The sequence below is a fragment of the Paenibacillus sp. Marseille-Q4541 genome, from assembly GCF_018310695.1.
GTDB lineage: Bacteria > Bacillota > Bacilli > Paenibacillales > Paenibacillaceae > Paenibacillus.
Map to the genome: position 1 here is coordinate 20,225 of NZ_JAGXCY010000034.1, position 16,442 is coordinate 36,666.

The window sequence follows — 16,442 nt, forward strand, 5'->3', positions numbered from 1 at the left end:
ATTGAGCACAACGTTTGATGAAATATATGATGTATTTCTTAGTCAAATTTCAGATCCTATTTTTATGGAGCGAGACCAGGACAATTCATTAAAATATCGTTACTTACTAAATAGTATTCCAAGGTTCAAGAAATGTAAAAAAGACCTGCAATTACGTACTGAAACCTCATTCATTGAAAAATTAAGTGATGAGGAACAGCTAATTTTAGGAAGTCTCATGGTAGTCGAGTATTTAAATCCCTTAATCACTTCAATCCGAAATATCGAGCAATTCATGTCCACTAAAGATTTTTCTATGACATCACAAGCAGCCCATCTAAAGCAACTTTTAGACATGAAGGAAAATAAAAAGCTTGATGTTAATAAGTTGATTTTAGATTATACATACAATAATGGCGATTTAGGTTTGCTTAAATGAGTTACAAAGACAAATATATAGCCAGGGACAATGCATATGGTGTTGATGTGCGTTCTAGGATTGTAAGTAGAAACAGGGATAATATTAATAGTACAATCACTCAGTCTCCCTCCTATTATCAAGTCAATGTATTAAACAAGACTGTTCCTTGTGACATGTTGATTATAGACAATAGTGATAGTAAGGATCTGAAAAACTTTGCTGTACCATTCGATTCCGAATTCTCTCTTGGGGATACTATCCACTGGAAAGACAATCATTGGCTCGCTATTCACTTTGACGAGATGAGCGAAGTTTATAAAAGAGGAATTTTACGTAAATGCTTCACCACTCTTAAATGGCTGAATTCAGAAGGTAAAGTGAAAGAAACATGGTTCACTTACTCGGGTGAATCTACATCTAATTTTGGTGTTGATGAAGGACGTTTTATTGTTCTAGATAAAGATCGAAGGCAAATTATCATCAAGAATGATAAGGAAATTTCTAATGATTTGGATAATGACAGCAGATTTATATTTGATGATAGAGCCTGGAAGGTAACTTCTATAGACAGACTTGAAAGCAATTTGATGTATTTAGTCTTAAATGCAGATCAAATAAATACTGCTACAGACAATGTTGAGCTTCGAATAGCTAATTACTATGGCAATATTGCCACCCATGAGATTAACGTGCTGAGCGGTACCTCGCTAACCCTCTCCCCTAACTTTCCTCTCCAGCTTCAAGTAGAAGTAAGAAATAGAGATCAAATAGTTCCATCCCCTACTCTATCCTTCTCTTCTAAAGATGAATCAATTTGCACAGTAAATCAGAATGGATTGCTTACACCAATATCAGAAGGTTTGACATCAATAATTGTCCAGTTTAAGGATATTCAAAGTGTGATTTCAGTTAAGGTTGTTCAAGAACAAACTTACAACTACACCGTTGAAATTATTGATGATTCATCCAATCCATTTGTTATTTACCGTGGAAAGTCTAAAGAGTTTAAAGCTGTATTTAAGGATAATGGAATAGCTTATGAGGACAATGGATTAGCTTATGAGGACAATGGATTATTCTCGCTTACTACAAATCTAGCGACTATTACATTACAAGGCGATAATCGCTGTGTGTTACAAGCTAATAGCGTTGGTAAAGTTACGTTAAAAGTTGTAGGTTCTCATGCTGAAACCACAAAAGAAATCACAATCAAATCGATACTATAGGAGGTGTGAGTCGATTTCTAGATTAAGAAACTTGTCACCAAATAAAGAAAAAATCATGAATAGGATTATCGGCTCACCCGATTTAGTAAAGGCGATATATTATCCGAATAGAGATTTTCTCGATCAGGCAGATGTTGAAGTCCCAGAAGAGTTGATTAATGACAATATTCATTTGAAGAAGAGCATCCCTCTAGACAAAGAAACTAAAACGTTCATTACGATAGATATTACTGATTTCAAACCCTCTAACAACCCTCGTTTCAAAAGAGCCACAGTCTATATTTATGTTCTCATACACAATAGTTTACTTAGTACTGATTATGGTGTTTTGCGAATGGATTACATACTATCTAAGGTCGATGATTTATTCAATGATAAACGTGGTGTTGGTGATTTTAGACTAAAGTTTAAATCAATTAGGGATGTCTCTGTGAATTCGAGTTACGAGGGTAAGTTTATCTCATTTGATTTATTGGAGTTCAACTGATGATTGATGTTGAAGACGTAAAACTTAGAAGCTGGGGTAATGAGCCATACATATATAAATCAATTCCTATCAAGCCTAAAACCATTAAAGAGATAATTCGTGATGGCTATCAAAACTTTCTTTATAACTTAAATCTGGTGGCTATAGATAAGGAACAAGTATTTCCTGACGGTAACAGTTTCGATACAGCTCTAAAAAAACTAAGTTTTGCTGAACTATTATATGCAACAGAGAACTTTGATTTTCTAAATAGCTATTTAGATGCGATCCAATACTTTCTGTCTACAGAAATATCAGTTGAACCTGATAAAGTTATTCTTATAAATGAGAACAAATACACTCTCGAGGATATTGCTTCTTTGGTCGTTATAATCAAAATCCAAAATTGTATGAGCAACAAATCAGGCAAGGACGAATTCAATCCTAAGAACGATAGAGTTCGGAAGTTAAAGGAACAACAGCAGAGATACAAAGATAAGATAGCTAAATTGAAGACTGAATCGCAGAAAGAAGATAATTTATCGTTCAGAGATTATTTATCTTCTTTAGCTGTTGTGGGTAATGGAATGAACGTCAATGAAGTGTTGAAGTTAAACTATTATCAATTCCATGATCAATTAATTCGTCTTCAAAAATACCAGAGTTATAAAGAAAATATGGACGCACTATTTCATCAAATGCTAGATACAAACAAAACTAAAATTACACATTGGATGACAAAAATCGAGTAGGCATATGTGTCTACTTATTTTTGTGTTCAATAAACGGAGGAATTCCTAAGATGACAGCAAGTCAAAACTATGGTGTTCGTGAGATTTTCAACGTGACACTTAGAGACTATAAATCAAGAGAATTAAGAGCAATTATTGAAAGCCTGACTGCATCTTCAGTTGAGATCTCAGCACAATCAGCATCTCTTAGAGGTGGACAAGGAAACCCTGAGCGTATAATTTGGGATAGTGAAAAAGATATCGCACTGAATATGACAGACTCTTTGATTACTAAAGCAACTCTTGAAGCCTTAACTGGTTCTAAATTTACTAAGGGTGCAAAAATTGTCCCTAAAAAAGAAGTAGTAACTGTAACAAGCGATGCTGGAAGTCTAGCTATCGTTCTAACTAGAATCCCTGTTGCTTCGAACGCCAAATATCCTATCTTCTTCTATAAGACAGTTGATGGTACAAACATGGGTGAAAAGCTAACAGCTACGAGTACTGGCACAGAAGTTACTTTGACAGGCAATACAGACATTAAAGAAGGTGATCAAGTAATTGCTAGTTACTATTACGAATCACCAGTCACTACACAAAGCATCACAATCACTGCTGATATTTTCCCAGGTGTTTACACACTCGAGGGTACTACTTTCTGGAGAAACGAAGACGGGTATGATGTTGAAGCTCTCTTCTTAATCCCTAAACTAAAAATTCTTCCTAATTTCACCATCGGTATGGCTTCCTCTGGAGACCCACAACCATTTGAATTCAATTGTAAGGTTCTTAAAGATAAAGAAAATGAAATGATCACAATCGTATTGCTAGAAGAAGACGATGAATAATAATTTATTATATCGAGGAGATGGCGTATGCTGTCTCCTCTTCTTTTTGTCTTATGAATCAAGTAGTTGAGTTTATTGAAAGTTTGATTGTTAAGACAATTATAATTTATAGGGAGCGTGTTAAATAAGAATGGCTAAAAATATGACTGCTACTTCTCTAAAGAAATTAGAACAAAAATTAAATCAGACAGAGAATGTTGTTATTACAGATAAATATGGTGATGAACACAATATAGCTTTATCTAAGGATTTTCGAGATTCAAAAGTAAGTAAGGTTGCTCTTCGATACTTGAAAGCATTGCAAACTTTAAACAAAAAAACTGAAATAGAAGATGAAGATGTCGTAGATACCTCTCAACTTCTTCCCGTTCTAATTTTTCAAGAATTCACCAATATACCTATTCCAAAGGAATTGAATGTTGATCAACTTATTAAACTTAATTATGCCTTTATAGACTCCTACATTACGGCAGCTCTCTTTAATGAAATGGGACAAGAGAATATTGATAAGATAAGTGATTTTGCTAAACGCGCTAGTGAAGGAGCCAATGGGATTGGTCAAAACTTTGGAGAGTTGGCATTAAAAGCAAAGTGAGTTGATTAAATGAAGATTAATGTCAGTAGTACAAAAGATTTGAATAAACTATTTGCAGAATTACAGCGGAGAGTAAATGTTACTCAGACAACTGACGTAGCTCCAACAGTAAGAGAAGAAATGAAAGATCAGATTGAACAAGTAGTCTATAGCGTGTACGACCCCAAAGAATATGAACGTCAGATGGATGATGGTGGCTTAATTGATGATGAGAATATTGATACATATATGACTGATGCTACCACATTAGTCGTTGAGAGTAATCGTTTTGACGGTGATAAGAATGTTGGTGAAGTGGTCGTTACAGGCCAAGGATATAGTTTCCCCTTCGCATATAACGGAGTAGCTAGAGATTATATTGAGGCAACAAAAGATTCTTTAGAAGCAACCAATGCTCATGTAGCTGCACTAGCAATGGGGCTAAAGAAGACTGGACTACAGATTAAGTAAAAGAGTTATTTCATAAAGAGATTGGATGTGACATAAATGATTCAAGTTTTTGACATGGAAAGAGCATCAGGAAAGAAAACGCGAGTTATCGAATTGCTAAAACAAGACCCTTCCCTATACTGTATTATCCCAAACAAACATATGAAACAATTTTACCCTAAGCACCTTCATAATCAGATTCTATATGGTACAGACATCATTGATCGGAGAAGTTTTGAGGGCAAAAAGGTTGCCAGAGTTGTGCTCGATGAAGGATTTTTATACAGAAAGAATCAAATAGCTGAATTGTATTACACATTAGGATTACTAAAAATCAAAACAATTTCCTTTGGTACATCATAATAACCTCTAGAAAGTGTGGTTTTATTGGGTAGAAAAACATACAAAAAGATCATTACAAGCGATGAACTAATCCAACAGTTTAACCCTGAGAACATAAAGCTAGTAAATAGATTCCTAAAAGACAAAAACATGAAGTGTTCCGAAGGAACAATCAATGGATATAAAAGTGATTTAAATATCTTCTTTACTTGGAACTTGCTTGAAAATGATAATAAGTTCTTTGTAGATATCCGAAAAATTGAATTTTCTGATTTCTTCAGTTATGGAATTGAGGAATTAAAATGGAGTCCAAAAAGATTTGGGCGACTGAAGTCTTGCTTAAGTAGTTTTTCGAACTTTATTGAAAACTATTTTGATGACATCTATCCATCTTTTCGCAATGTAATTTTGAAATCTATTGATAATCTTATGAATAATCCAGTTAGAGAGAAAACAATACTTCTCGAAGATCAAGTTGATGGACTTCTTAAGTATTTAAAAGATGAGCTTAAAAAACCTCAAGAGGCATGTCTCTTAGCTTTGGCTGCGAATAGTGGAGCACGAGTATCTGAGTTACTAAGATTCAACACTTCAATAATTGATGAAAACAATACTGCATTCGAAGGAATGTTTCTTGAGACAACCAAACAGATTAAAACTAAAGGTTTTGGTAAGCAAGGCAAGCTTTTACACAAATACATAATCAAAGATAAGTTTCTTCCCTACTATAAAGATTGGCTCACTGAACGGGAAAAAATTATGACAAAGAATAATAAGGAACATGATGCTATCTTTATTAAGTCTAACGGTGAACCAGCACAAGTAAGTACAGTTCGTTCTTGGAGCACCAAATGGGAAAAATATTTAGGTGTGCCTTTTTACTTCCACTCACTCCGACATTACCTTGTTACCAACTTAACTCGTATCGGTATGGAGTCAGACTTTATTATTGAGCTTGTAGGTTGGTCAAGCAGTGATATGTATAAGGTCTACAATGACCTAACAGCAAAAGAACGTAAGTGGAAAAGTTTAGACAAACTTAAAAACCATGTTGTTAAGGAAGAAAGTAACGAATAAAACTATCCTTTCATCACAATAAAAAGGACTCCTAATTTGGGAGTCCTCTTTTAATTATTGATTTACAATGGATCTTTGATTGCGACTTATTATTACACTCATTATGCTTTGCCACTGACTAGCATCTTCTAATGCTTGAGTATAAGTTGTATTTGATAATTTTAATGGAATATCACTATTTAAGATTTGTATGTTCTGGTATGGTCTTTTCAAATCATCCAAAACTATTTTTAACGAGATGCTTCTCACTTGAGTTTCGTTTTGTTTCGAGCTACTTAAACCACCTATTATTGCTCCAACTCCACCAGCTAAAACCCCACCAACTAGAGCTCCGCCAATTTGACCAGTTCTAGATACTTTACTAATAGATACTTCATCTTGGAAAATTTCTGATTCAATTACCTTCTTAAAGTCATAAGTGTATGTACCCACTGTATTAGCAATAACTAATTTCTCTTTGTTTTCATCTAAAGCTACTACGCAGTTTGCAGCATGCAGAATATTAGTCGGAGTAAAATCTTTCACCATTGAAATCTGCGATTCCAACTTCTGTATAGCATCCTCTTTCTCTTTAGTTTCTTTGGATGATAATACTAAAAATCCAGTTATGCACAAAGAAAATACTGTTAACATCACAGGACCAACTGATATTCCATTTATAATAACTAAAATTATACTTGGTATTATAAAGATTGCGTTAAAAATGAGATATCCTGTTCCCTTCTTCATCTTATATCCCCTTTCCAGTTTCATACATCTTTAATTCTAAATATATGCTCTTCAATGTCAATAAGAATATCAAGTTCATAATAGTTACATGTAAAAAAATCCTCGTCAGCTTATGTTGGTGTGGATTTTTTTGCATATAACCCCCATCAAGGAGCGATATCTATCGCTTCTTTTTTATTTTAAAAAGGAAGTGATATCAGTTTTATGGATAAATTACAAATACTAATCTCTGCTGGAATAAACACTAGTGAGAGTATTGGTAATATTAATGCTGCTCTAAAAGCATTATCAAGGCATCCTTCTCTTCAAAAATTGGATGTGAAAATTAATGTAGATGAGTCATTTGTTAAGTCGATTAGTAATTTTATTGAATCAACAAAGAAATTAAATGTAGCATTGGAAACTCAGAACAAAGTTACTCAAGAGACAATTAATGAATATCGCAAGCTAGATGGAACTGTTGAGAAAGTCACACAGCAGATTCTTAAATCTGGTGAGATCATTAATAAAACTAAAGTTATTCACGATGAAAACAAGAATAAATTAGCCGAAGAATCAGCTGCGTATAATAATCAATCGGCTTCAGTCGAACGACTTGAGAAGGATCTTAAGAATCTCAGTTTAGCTCAAGAAAAAGTTAAAAAGAATAAATATGGTGAAATAACGGGAACCAATTCAACTTATAAGTCTGATGACGGAACTCAAAAGGTAACCGCTAATTACAATAAAGATGGATTGTTAAATAGTTATTCCATATCTGAGGACTATGAAAAACTACTTCGAGACGAAGAACAATTCATAGATCAGATGTATCAACAAAGACTTAAGGCAGAATCAAATACACGAAACTTTTATAACAATTGGGAAAAGGCTCAACAAGAACACATTAGCAAGAATGCAGATTTAAATAGAAAAGATATTCAAAATGAGAAACAACTTGAATTAGATAGAGACAAGCAACATTACATAGCCTTACAACAAAACCGTAAAAGACAACAAGAATATGAGAAAGCAATTAAAGAAGCTGAGATAAGATTAGCTTCAGCTAGAAAGCAGTACAGAAACAACTCTACTTCTGCGAATAGCATAGATGGATTGACTAATGAGTTATCCCAGATTACAAGTGTTGGGAACTATAAGAAGGCTATTAGTGATGTCAATACAAAACTTAAAGAAATAACTACAACATCTAAGAAGGCAGAATTGCAAGTCAATGCTCTAGGGCAACAGTTTGCAAGTGCCGCTAGTAAGATTGCGTTATGGGGTGGTATATCTACTGCCATCTTCCTTCCAATTCAAGGCTTACAGAACGCTGTACAAACAATAGTTGAAGTTAATACTCAAATGACTCAACTGCAACGTGTTATGAGTGACAACACTAACTTCGACTCAATGTTGGAAAGTAGTATTGAATTAGCAAATGAATATGGCAGATCCATCAAAGATGTTAATGAGAATCTTATTGGATTTGCTCGAATGGGCTTCAGTGAAATTGATACTACAGCATTAGCTGAAACCACAACTTTGCTACAAAACATTTCTGATTTAACACCCGAAGAATCGGTTGATACATTAACTGCAGCCATGACTGTATTTAATATTGAGGCAGATAAAAGTATTGAGATTGCAGACAAGTTGAACGAGGTTAACTTATCAGCCTCCTTGTGTGATAACACACATGTAAAATCTCTTCTAATTGACTTGGAGTTCCGACTTGTCGGATAACAGGGGGCAAGTTTAAATACAGCCTGAACGACTTAACGAAGAGACTTCCTGTAATAAGGGAGAAGCGAAAGTCTGAACTTCTGTAGTAATACAGAGAAGGATACTCAAACGTAAAGACGTTTCTGGAAGCAGTATCCTCGCTATTTCAAACTTGAAATAGTCAGTAGCTCGAATATGAGTGAAAGTAACAGATCGTGATAACAACTACGCAGTCACAACGCAAGACCTTGCATTAGGTATCACCAAAGCTGGTTCAGCAGCAAATACATTCGGTGGGGATTCAACCCTAGCCGCCTAGTCGAGTGATCGATTAGTGAAAAGTCAGCCATATCGGGAAAACTCTGGGGACAGACAATTCCGAGGAAAGAACACTATAAAATTCAGTAAATTGTATGGGTCAATTAATAATGGAGGTTATTAATTGATAGTTAATTGTGCGTTTTGTGATAATGAAATAAATAGAAGCCCTAGCGATATTAAAAGATGTAAGAATTCGTTTTGCAACAAAGAGTGTAAAGATAAGTTTCAATCAACTCTAAAAGGTGAAGATTCCCCTCATTACAAACAAGCCACAGTAGAATGCGGTCATTGCAATAAGAGCATAAGAGTTCCACAATATAAACTTAAGGATTTAAAACAGGGTAAAAGAAAAAATCTGTTCTGTGACAGACACTGTTTAGCTGAATGGCAGAAGATTGAGTTTTCTAAACAACCTATTCTAAAGACTTGTAAGACTTGTGAAACGAAATATCAAACAAAAAGAGAAAATCAAGAATATTGTTCTAATATATGTTTTAACAAGTCGAAGATTGCGAATGTAGACTTAGAATGCGATTATTGCACCACTCTACTTACAAAGAAACCTGCACAGGTTAGAGATAACAATTTTTGCTCAGTTGAATGTAGATCAAAATGGAATTCAGAAACCAAGAATAAGCAAATTAATAAAAAGTGTACGATATGTAATGAAAATTATATAGTTCAAAACAATCGAAGAAAATCTAAGTGCTGTTCTGTAAAATGTTTAAATATCTGGAAAAGTAAAATCTACCCTAATACTCCTGAAGGAAAGTTACTTTACATCAACAACGGAATTAGATCTACTTTAAACGCAAAGCATAAAGACACAAAGCCGGAGAGAATGGTTAGAGATTACTTAAAGTCTAATCATATTCCGTATGAACCACAGAAACTAATGTACGACAAATTCATTGTAGACTTCTACCTCCCCTCTCACGATACAGTAATCGAGGTTTTAGGTGATTACTGGCATGCCAATCCAATCAAATATGGTAACGAAGAAGATGGTTTAATCCCACTCACTCCCAAACAAGAAAGACAAAGAAACAAAGACAAAGCTAGATTCGCTTATCTCAAGACAGTTGGGCACAATATTGTAGGCATCTGGGAAAATGATATATACATAGATACGTCATTAGCAATAAAAGAGCAAATAGATTTATTTGAGTAATAATTGATTCATATATTTGCAAAGATTTTATAGTGTTATCCGTAACGACTACGCGATTATGATGGTGACATCATAGTCCTACGCTGACTATCTTTCACCCTCCATGAAAGATAAACATAGAGTCTGTTCTGCATCGATAATCCAATTCTTTTTTATGAATATGAAAATGCAGAGACAAGCAGAAATGACTTGTCCCCTTCTTTACCGCTAAGAAGGAGTAACAAAAAGGTAAGCTTAGAAAAGCTTTTAGGTGATACTACAGCAATTACAACAGCTACTCGTGAGAGTGGATCAGTGGTCGGTAAAATAGTTGCCGCCTAGCATAGGAATATGTTAGTGAAAAATCTCTACTTATTGACTTGGAACTCCTTAATGGACAACAAGGCGGAAGTTTAAATACACCGTGAACGACTGAGTGTAGAGATATCCAGAACGGATAATGCGACAGTCTGAACTCTATAGCAATATAGAGAGAAATGGTCAAGTGTAAAGACACTTATTGAAGAACCATTTCCGCTACAATTTTAACTATTGTAGTCAGTAAAATTGAAATAGAATTCTTCAATTTGAAGTAACAGAGTGAACTCACTGAAAACCATCTATTCACGAATTACAACAATGGATAAATCCGAAGGTGTTTTAAAAGATGTTGGCATAGCCATGAGAGGCATCAACGGTGAAGTCCGTGATGTATCTGATATTCTTGATGAACTTGCTGGAAAATGGAACTCATTGACCTCAGAACAACAACAAAATACAGCAGTTAATTTGGCGGGTTAAAAATAAACGGCCCCACAATCAAGTGATTGATTGTTGCAAAGTCAACCGTATCGGTGAACACCTTAACATGTCACGATGAAGGCAATACCGAGGAAACTTTGTTTTGTGAGGACATTGTTTCTCATGAACTTAGATCCGTAACGACTAAACGTTGACCATCTTATAACCTAAGATGATGTTATAGTCTGAGCACTATGGAAACATAGTGAGGAATGGTCGAGTGTAAAGACACTCTGAGGGTTTAACGCTTCTCTAAGAAGAACCATTCCCGCTGTACTTTTTAGTATAGTCAGTAAGGCAGAAAAGCCTGAAAGTAACAGATACTTGCGTTTCCAATTAACTCGCTTCCTTGCGCTTATGCAGAATTATTCAATTTCGGTTAGCGCCACAGAAACAGCTCTAAATTCTCAAGGTTCATCTATGCGTGAAAACGAGAAGTATATGGACAGTCTTGCAGCTCGTATTCAGAAAATGAAAACAGCCTGGGAAACCCTTTCGGTGGCATTCGGGAATGCAGTAATCTCTGATTCGATTATTGCTATTACCACAGCACTTGCATCTCTTTTAAATTCTACTGCAGTTATTGTCGATAAATTTGGCGCACTACCAGTTGTATTGGGGCTTGTTGCAGCTTCTTTAACATTAGTTAGCTCGAAATATCGTACATTTAATGTTTCTCTAGCAGCAGGAACAACCTCTTTAATCAAAAATGCAGCAGCAGCAACTACTGCAGGCACTGGTTTCAGAGGATTAGCAACCGCTCTTACGATTTCTAAAACAGCTATGAGAGGATTTCTAGCCAGTACTGGAGTTGGGCTAGTTTTAGTCGCAATTGGATATGCTGCAGAATGGCTAATTGGTAAATTCGCAGATGCGTCTGAATCTACCGAACAACTATCGACCGATCTCAATGAGCTAAACGATAAAACTGCTTCACTTAAAAATCTCGAACGTCTCTCCTCTACTTACCAAGAACTCGCAAATAAAACGGAGTTAACAACAGACGAAAAAATTAAACTCGCCAATGCGGAAGAAGCTTTGTCATCCCAGCACGGTATCGTTCTCTCTAATCTTAGTAATCAAAGCCAAGCTTTCAAAGAGAACACTGATGCTATTAACGGCAAAGTAGCAGCACTTAGAGAAGAAATTGCTATTGAACGTGAAAAGGCTCAATTGGAATACCAGTCCAATGCATCAACTATTAATGCTGAGATTGACGAACGTAAAAAGAAGACTCAGGAAGCTGCTACAGCATACCAGGAAGCGAGTAAAAAACAACAAGAATTCCTGAACAACTTACGTGATAATGTAGCCATGAATAACGAAGGTGGTCAATGGACTGACCAATTACCGAGTATGATTGGCCTTGACCCGAACAATAAAGATCATATAAACGGAATTGAATCGATGGGTGAATTACTTGCCCAGGCAGTTAAAACAGCTAAAGAGAAATATGATAAAGAAAATGGCGAGTTCATCAAACAAATCAGCGTCAAAGAAAAGGCGATGGCCGCTGCTTTTCAAAATTATATCGACTCACAAGAACTACAAGGCAAAAAAATCAAAGAATCTACTCGCTCTATCTCAGATATCTTCGCTGCTGTTTCTGCTAGATCTGGACAAAGTGAAGTAAGTTCGCTTGAGGACTTTGAGAAAGTATTTAAAGAAATCCAAGATGCTGATGTATCAAATATAGATCAAGCAGTTAAGCTATTTGAAAAGTTGCCCGGAGTATCAAAACTTAATACAGATGAATTTAAATCACTCAGCAATGCATTGTCTCAAATTAACTTCAGTGGAATATCTGAAGACGCAGATGAGCTATCTGGTATCACAGATGTTGCAAATATAGCGGAAGATGCTGTTCTTAGTTTGGCAGATGCTATTTCATTATTATCCGGTGATACCAATTTAACTTCGGCTGAGATTGGACACTTTGCAAAAGCACTTAGTGCAGCGAAAGATGAAACAACACTACTTGATACTGCTCAAAATGAACTTAAGAAATCTAACAAATTATCTGCCGAGACAATTGAAAAGCTTAATAAACAATACGGTGATTTTAACAAAGTTGTTGGACTAAGCAGTGAAGAGTTATACAAATATCTAACAGCCAAAAAAGATGAGACTGACGGCTTCATACAGGCTGAAAAGGATAAAACGGATAATTTAATAGAAGAAACCAAGAAACGTATCAAAGCTATTGATCTTGAGCGTGAACAACTCATTGAATTGTATAGTGTTAAAGTTGAAACTGGACAAGTGGATGAGTTAACAGCCGAACGGATTATTGCTGGAAACACCAATGGATCTTCTCGCTTACTAGCAGAACTGGAAGCTCTTAAGCAGAGAAGCAATCTACTCAGCACAGCTCGACAGGAGTTAGCTGAAACTACTGCAAACAACAAAAAATCTTTTGAAGAAGAAGCTAAGTCTGCCTCAAAAGCAAGTAAGGCAGAAAAGAACTCACAAGAGACTACAAAAGAAACAACAGAAGTACTCACAGAACTTCAAAAGAAGCTTAATGATGTTGAATCAGCGCTCTCTAAAATTCAAAACGAACGCAGTAAATATGCCACTTCATCAAAGAAATATCTCGATTCAATCGCAAAAGAAAACAAATTACTACTTGAGAAAAAGAAATTGCTTAAAGAAGGCGAACTAGATCCTTCGAAGCTTATGTCGATTAAGACAACAACCTCAACTACAACAACTTCTTCGGGAGGCTCATCTTCTGGTTCTACGGTTGTTTCTGGATCGAGTAAGAACGTAACTGGTGATTATTCTAATTACATAAACAAGTATGCAGCGCAATACGGAATTGATCCCGCATTAGTTAAAGCAGTAGCTATGCAAGAATCAACTCTAGGCAAAGCTTCGAACAATGTTATGCAGGTAAATGGAATGAGTAATTCTACTCCTGAAGCAAGCATTAAAAAGGGAACTCAAATGCTCGCAGATTTGCTCAAGAAGACGAACGGAGATATTAACAAAGCGTTATCTGCTTATAACATGGGTCCCGGAGTACTAAACTACTTTAATAAAAATGGTGGATATTCCAAAGAAAACATGCAAGGATTTTCAAATTATCAAAAGAACAAAAATGGATACCGTATATATGGAGATCCTGACTATGTTAATCATGTTCTTAGATACTATGATAACGCATCAACTACTACATCCACTCCCTCAACCAATACATCTTCATCCTCAAGTTCCAAAACAAAGGTTACCGTAGATAAACCGACTCAAAAAGAATTAGATGCACAACGTGAAAGTGCTATTCAAGAGCAACTAGCAATTGATAAGCAGATTTATGAGAATAGACTCAAAATTATCGATGGCTACACCGCACGCTATCAAGGGAAAATTGCCGAACAAGATGCGGTACTTTCTAAATCTGAACGCACTCAAGAAAAGTATAGTCAGAATACTGAAAGATGGCGCAAAATTGAGGGCAACCAAATTGACGTACTCACAAAAAAACAAGGAATTATTCACAATGAAGCTGAAGCTATTCGAACGCTTATGTCTAAGTGGGGTATTGAGTCAGATGAATTGACTCAGCGATTAGCTCAACTATCCGAAGAATGGTATTCCTTGGCCGATGAAAAAGCCGCTAAACAGTTTTCCATCACTATTAGTGTATTGGATGAGTACACTGAGAAAGTTGCCAAATTAGGTGATTCCATTGATTTCTCTAATGCCAAACTTTCTGCTCTAAACGATGGAACTGATGCCTATAAAGCTGAATTAGCCGCACAAATTCCTTTGCTTCAGAAACAACAAGACTTACTCCATAAGGAAGCAGAGCTTATTAGAGAAAGCTTAAAGAATGACAAGTTAACTGCTGAACGGAAAGCTGAACTAAGCGCCAGATTACAGCAGCTAACAACTGACTGGTGGAATAATGAAGCTGCCATTAAATCCACTTATCAGACTCTCCTTTCATTCACCAATGAAGCTTTATCTTCTCTTATTGACACGATGAAGACTTCTCTCGATTCCGAGGATATCTTCAATTTGGATGAGTTTAATGACTCAATTGATTCTATAATCGCTCAATTAGATATGATTGATGGTAAATATGAGAACGGTGTACAGTTTGTAGATACTACTTCTCAATCACGCTCGGATCTTAATGACTATGCTAATAAAGTTAAAGATATTGCTAACAGTGTAAAGAGTGCGCTTAATTACACCAGCGATATGAGCAACATCAATTTTAGCAATATGTCTGCTCTTGGTAATCAGATTAAATCTCAAATTAATTTAGTAGCACAACTTAAGAATCAGTTATCGGATATAGATGATCAAATTCGTGATACTGAATTAGCATATCAAAAGCAAGAAGCAGCTCTAGAACAGCAGATTAAAAATACTGAAAAGTATTACGATGTTCAGATTGAGAAACAACAAGAGATTCTTGATAACTTAGAGGAACAGTATGAGAAAGAAGACAGAGTAAAGAAACTCAAGGAAATCAATGATGAACTTGACGCAGCTAAGAATGATAAGCGATTCAGCTATATTACTGAAGCTGGAGAAGAAATCCTTACATATGATAAGGGTAGAGTTGAAGAACTTGAGAAACAAAAGGATGAACTTGTTGAACAATATGAACGTGAAGATGTAAAACAAGCTATCCAAGATGAGATTGATCGTCTACAAGAGGCTAAGGAAAGAGAAGTTGAAATACAGCAAGAAGCTCTAGAAAAGACGAAACAAATTCATCAGCAAAATCTTGAGTCAATGAAACTTTATCAATCCTACTTATCCTCCCTCTACTCTCAGACTGTTACAGACACTCAAACTAAAATGGATCAGTATGAGGAAGCTTTACGAAAAGGTTTGGAAGATGGAACTCTTAGTGCAGATGAAGGAAGTAAGTTGCTACAACTCGTAGTTGATGGATGGCAAGCTTCATCATTGCAAAAATGGGATGTCTATATCTCACAAGTAGCATCTAAATTAGCTGAGCTACAGTCTATGTATGCTAATTTGGCGAATGTTGCAGCTTCTATGGGCTCAATTGGAGGAAATTCCTCTGGTTCATCTAGTTCTTCTTCAAGTGGAAGTTCGAGTGGTAGCACAGCATTACAGTCCGCAAAGGATCAAGCTATATCCTCTAGTAGTTCAAGCGCACAAGGCTATATCAGCGGTATCGTATCCGTTGATGGGAACAAGATATCTCAGGATGCTTTGGATGCTATTGAGTACAACACAAATTGGAGAGCTAATCGTAAGTATCATACTGGCGGACGTGTTGGAGATGCTCCACTCAAATCCAATGAGTACCCTACTGTTCTTGAAATGGGAGAATACGTTTTAACCGAGGATCACATGTCTAAAATAAAACAATCGCTTATGGAACCTTGGACAATGTTGAAGAATCTCTATAGTGGAGTTAAGGACAATATTTCTAGATTTGCTTCTAGTGCTGATAAAGCAACTATTGCTACACCTTCAGGTGATACGTTTAACTTCTACGATACAAAAATCACTACTAATAATCCAGATGATTTCTGGTCTAAAATCCAGACTCAAGTTGATGCTAGACGAAAGTAATAGGTACACAAAAGGGAGTACTCCTCCCTTTTCTTCTTTTTCACGGAAGGTGATT

Annotated in this window: 13 protein-coding genes; 12 read left to right on the top strand and 1 reads right to left on the bottom strand. The window is 35.7% G+C overall.

The genetic code is table 11. The features are described from left to right. Position 1: 1 nt before the first annotated feature. The 8 genes from KFT32_RS22560 to KFT32_RS22595 all read left to right on the top strand — a co-directional run bounded on the left by KFT32_RS22560 (position 2) and on the right by KFT32_RS22595 (position 6,114). The gene (locus KFT32_RS22560) at positions 2-418 is read left to right on the top strand and encodes a hypothetical protein (protein WP_211749690.1); all 417 of its coding nucleotides are present in this window, start codon (positions 2-4) and stop codon (positions 416-418) included. Then, positions 415-1,626, top strand: coding sequence for an Ig-like domain-containing protein (locus KFT32_RS22565; protein WP_211749691.1), 1,212 nt, complete (start codon positions 415-417; stop codon positions 1,624-1,626). The genes KFT32_RS22560 and KFT32_RS22565 overlap by 4 nt, the downstream gene beginning before the upstream one ends. A 486-nt stretch (positions 1,627-2,112) precedes the next feature. Beyond that, positions 2,113-2,844, top strand: coding sequence for a hypothetical protein (locus tag KFT32_RS22570; protein ID WP_211749692.1), 732 nt, complete (start codon positions 2,113-2,115; stop codon positions 2,842-2,844). 50 nt (positions 2,845-2,894) lie between these two features. Continuing rightward, the gene (locus tag KFT32_RS22575) at positions 2,895-3,671 is read left to right on the top strand and encodes a hypothetical protein (protein ID WP_211749693.1); all 777 of its coding nucleotides are present in this window, start codon (positions 2,895-2,897) and stop codon (positions 3,669-3,671) included. 130 nt (positions 3,672-3,801) lie between these two features. Further along, positions 3,802-4,266 carry a hypothetical protein gene (locus KFT32_RS22580; protein WP_211749694.1) on the top strand — a complete coding sequence of 155 codons (465 nt, stop codon included), beginning with the start codon at positions 3,802-3,804 and terminating at the stop codon, positions 4,264-4,266. A gap of 9 nt (positions 4,267-4,275) precedes the next feature. Beyond that, complete coding sequence (locus KFT32_RS22585) at positions 4,276-4,716, top strand: hypothetical protein (protein ID WP_211749695.1); 441 nt, start codon at positions 4,276-4,278, stop codon at positions 4,714-4,716. A gap of 36 nt (positions 4,717-4,752) precedes the next feature. Continuing rightward, a complete protein-coding gene (locus KFT32_RS22590) occupies positions 4,753-5,058 on the top strand; it encodes a hypothetical protein (protein WP_211749696.1) in 306 nt (101 codons plus the stop codon). Positions 5,059-5,082: 24 nt separating this feature from the next. Beyond that, on the top strand, positions 5,083-6,114 hold the full coding sequence (locus KFT32_RS22595) for a tyrosine-type recombinase/integrase (protein ID WP_211749697.1): 1,032 nt from the start codon (positions 5,083-5,085) through the stop codon (positions 6,112-6,114). Positions 6,115-6,168: 54 nt separating this feature from the next. Here KFT32_RS22595 and KFT32_RS22600 read toward each other — a convergent pair whose 3' ends face one another. Continuing rightward, the gene (locus KFT32_RS22600) at positions 6,169-6,843 is read right to left on the bottom strand and encodes a hypothetical protein (protein ID WP_211749698.1); all 675 of its coding nucleotides are present in this window, start codon (positions 6,841-6,843) and stop codon (positions 6,169-6,171) included. A 204-nt stretch (positions 6,844-7,047) separates the two neighbouring features. On the opposite strand from KFT32_RS22600, the gene KFT32_RS22605 reads away from it, so the two are divergent. The 4 genes from KFT32_RS22605 to KFT32_RS22620 all read left to right on the top strand — a co-directional run bounded on the left by KFT32_RS22605 (position 7,048) and on the right by KFT32_RS22620 (position 16,387). Next, positions 7,048-8,568, top strand: coding sequence for a phage tail tape measure protein (locus KFT32_RS22605; RefSeq protein WP_211749699.1), 1,521 nt, complete (start codon positions 7,048-7,050; stop codon positions 8,566-8,568). Between the two features lie 421 nt (positions 8,569-8,989). Beyond that, positions 8,990-10,039 (top strand): PDDEXK family nuclease, encoded by a 1,050-nt coding sequence (locus KFT32_RS22610; RefSeq protein ID WP_211749700.1) that lies wholly within the window; start codon positions 8,990-8,992, stop codon positions 10,037-10,039. A 579-nt stretch (positions 10,040-10,618) separates the two neighbouring features. Continuing rightward, complete coding sequence (locus KFT32_RS22615; protein WP_211749701.1) at positions 10,619-10,819, top strand: phage tail tape measure protein; 201 nt, start codon at positions 10,619-10,621, stop codon at positions 10,817-10,819. 324 nt (positions 10,820-11,143) lie between these two features. Further along, on the top strand, positions 11,144-16,387 hold the full coding sequence (locus KFT32_RS22620; protein WP_211749702.1) for a transglycosylase SLT domain-containing protein: 5,244 nt from the start codon (positions 11,144-11,146) through the stop codon (positions 16,385-16,387). The last annotated feature ends 55 nt before the right edge of the window (positions 16,388-16,442 follow it).

Excerpts from the sequence above, each read along its gene's own strand:
- KFT32_RS22565 (WP_211749691.1), top strand. The coding sequence starts at position 415 with ATGAGTTACAAAGACAAATATATAGCCAGGGACAATGCATATGGTGTT.
- KFT32_RS22570 (WP_211749692.1), top strand. The coding sequence starts at position 2,113 with ATGATTGATGTTGAAGACGTAAAACTTAGAAGCTGGGGTAATGAGCCA.
- KFT32_RS22575 (WP_211749693.1), top strand. The coding sequence starts at position 2,895 with ATGACAGCAAGTCAAAACTATGGTGTTCGTGAGATTTTCAACGTGACA.
- KFT32_RS22580 (WP_211749694.1), top strand. The coding sequence starts at position 3,802 with ATGGCTAAAAATATGACTGCTACTTCTCTAAAGAAATTAGAACAAAAA.
- KFT32_RS22585 (WP_211749695.1), top strand. The coding sequence starts at position 4,276 with ATGAAGATTAATGTCAGTAGTACAAAAGATTTGAATAAACTATTTGCA.
- KFT32_RS22590 (WP_211749696.1), top strand. The coding sequence starts at position 4,753 with ATGATTCAAGTTTTTGACATGGAAAGAGCATCAGGAAAGAAAACGCGA.
- KFT32_RS22600 (WP_211749698.1), bottom strand. The coding sequence starts at position 6,843 with ATGAAGAAGGGAACAGGATATCTCATTTTTAACGCAATCTTTATAATA.
- KFT32_RS22605 (WP_211749699.1), top strand. The coding sequence starts at position 7,048 with ATGGATAAATTACAAATACTAATCTCTGCTGGAATAAACACTAGTGAG.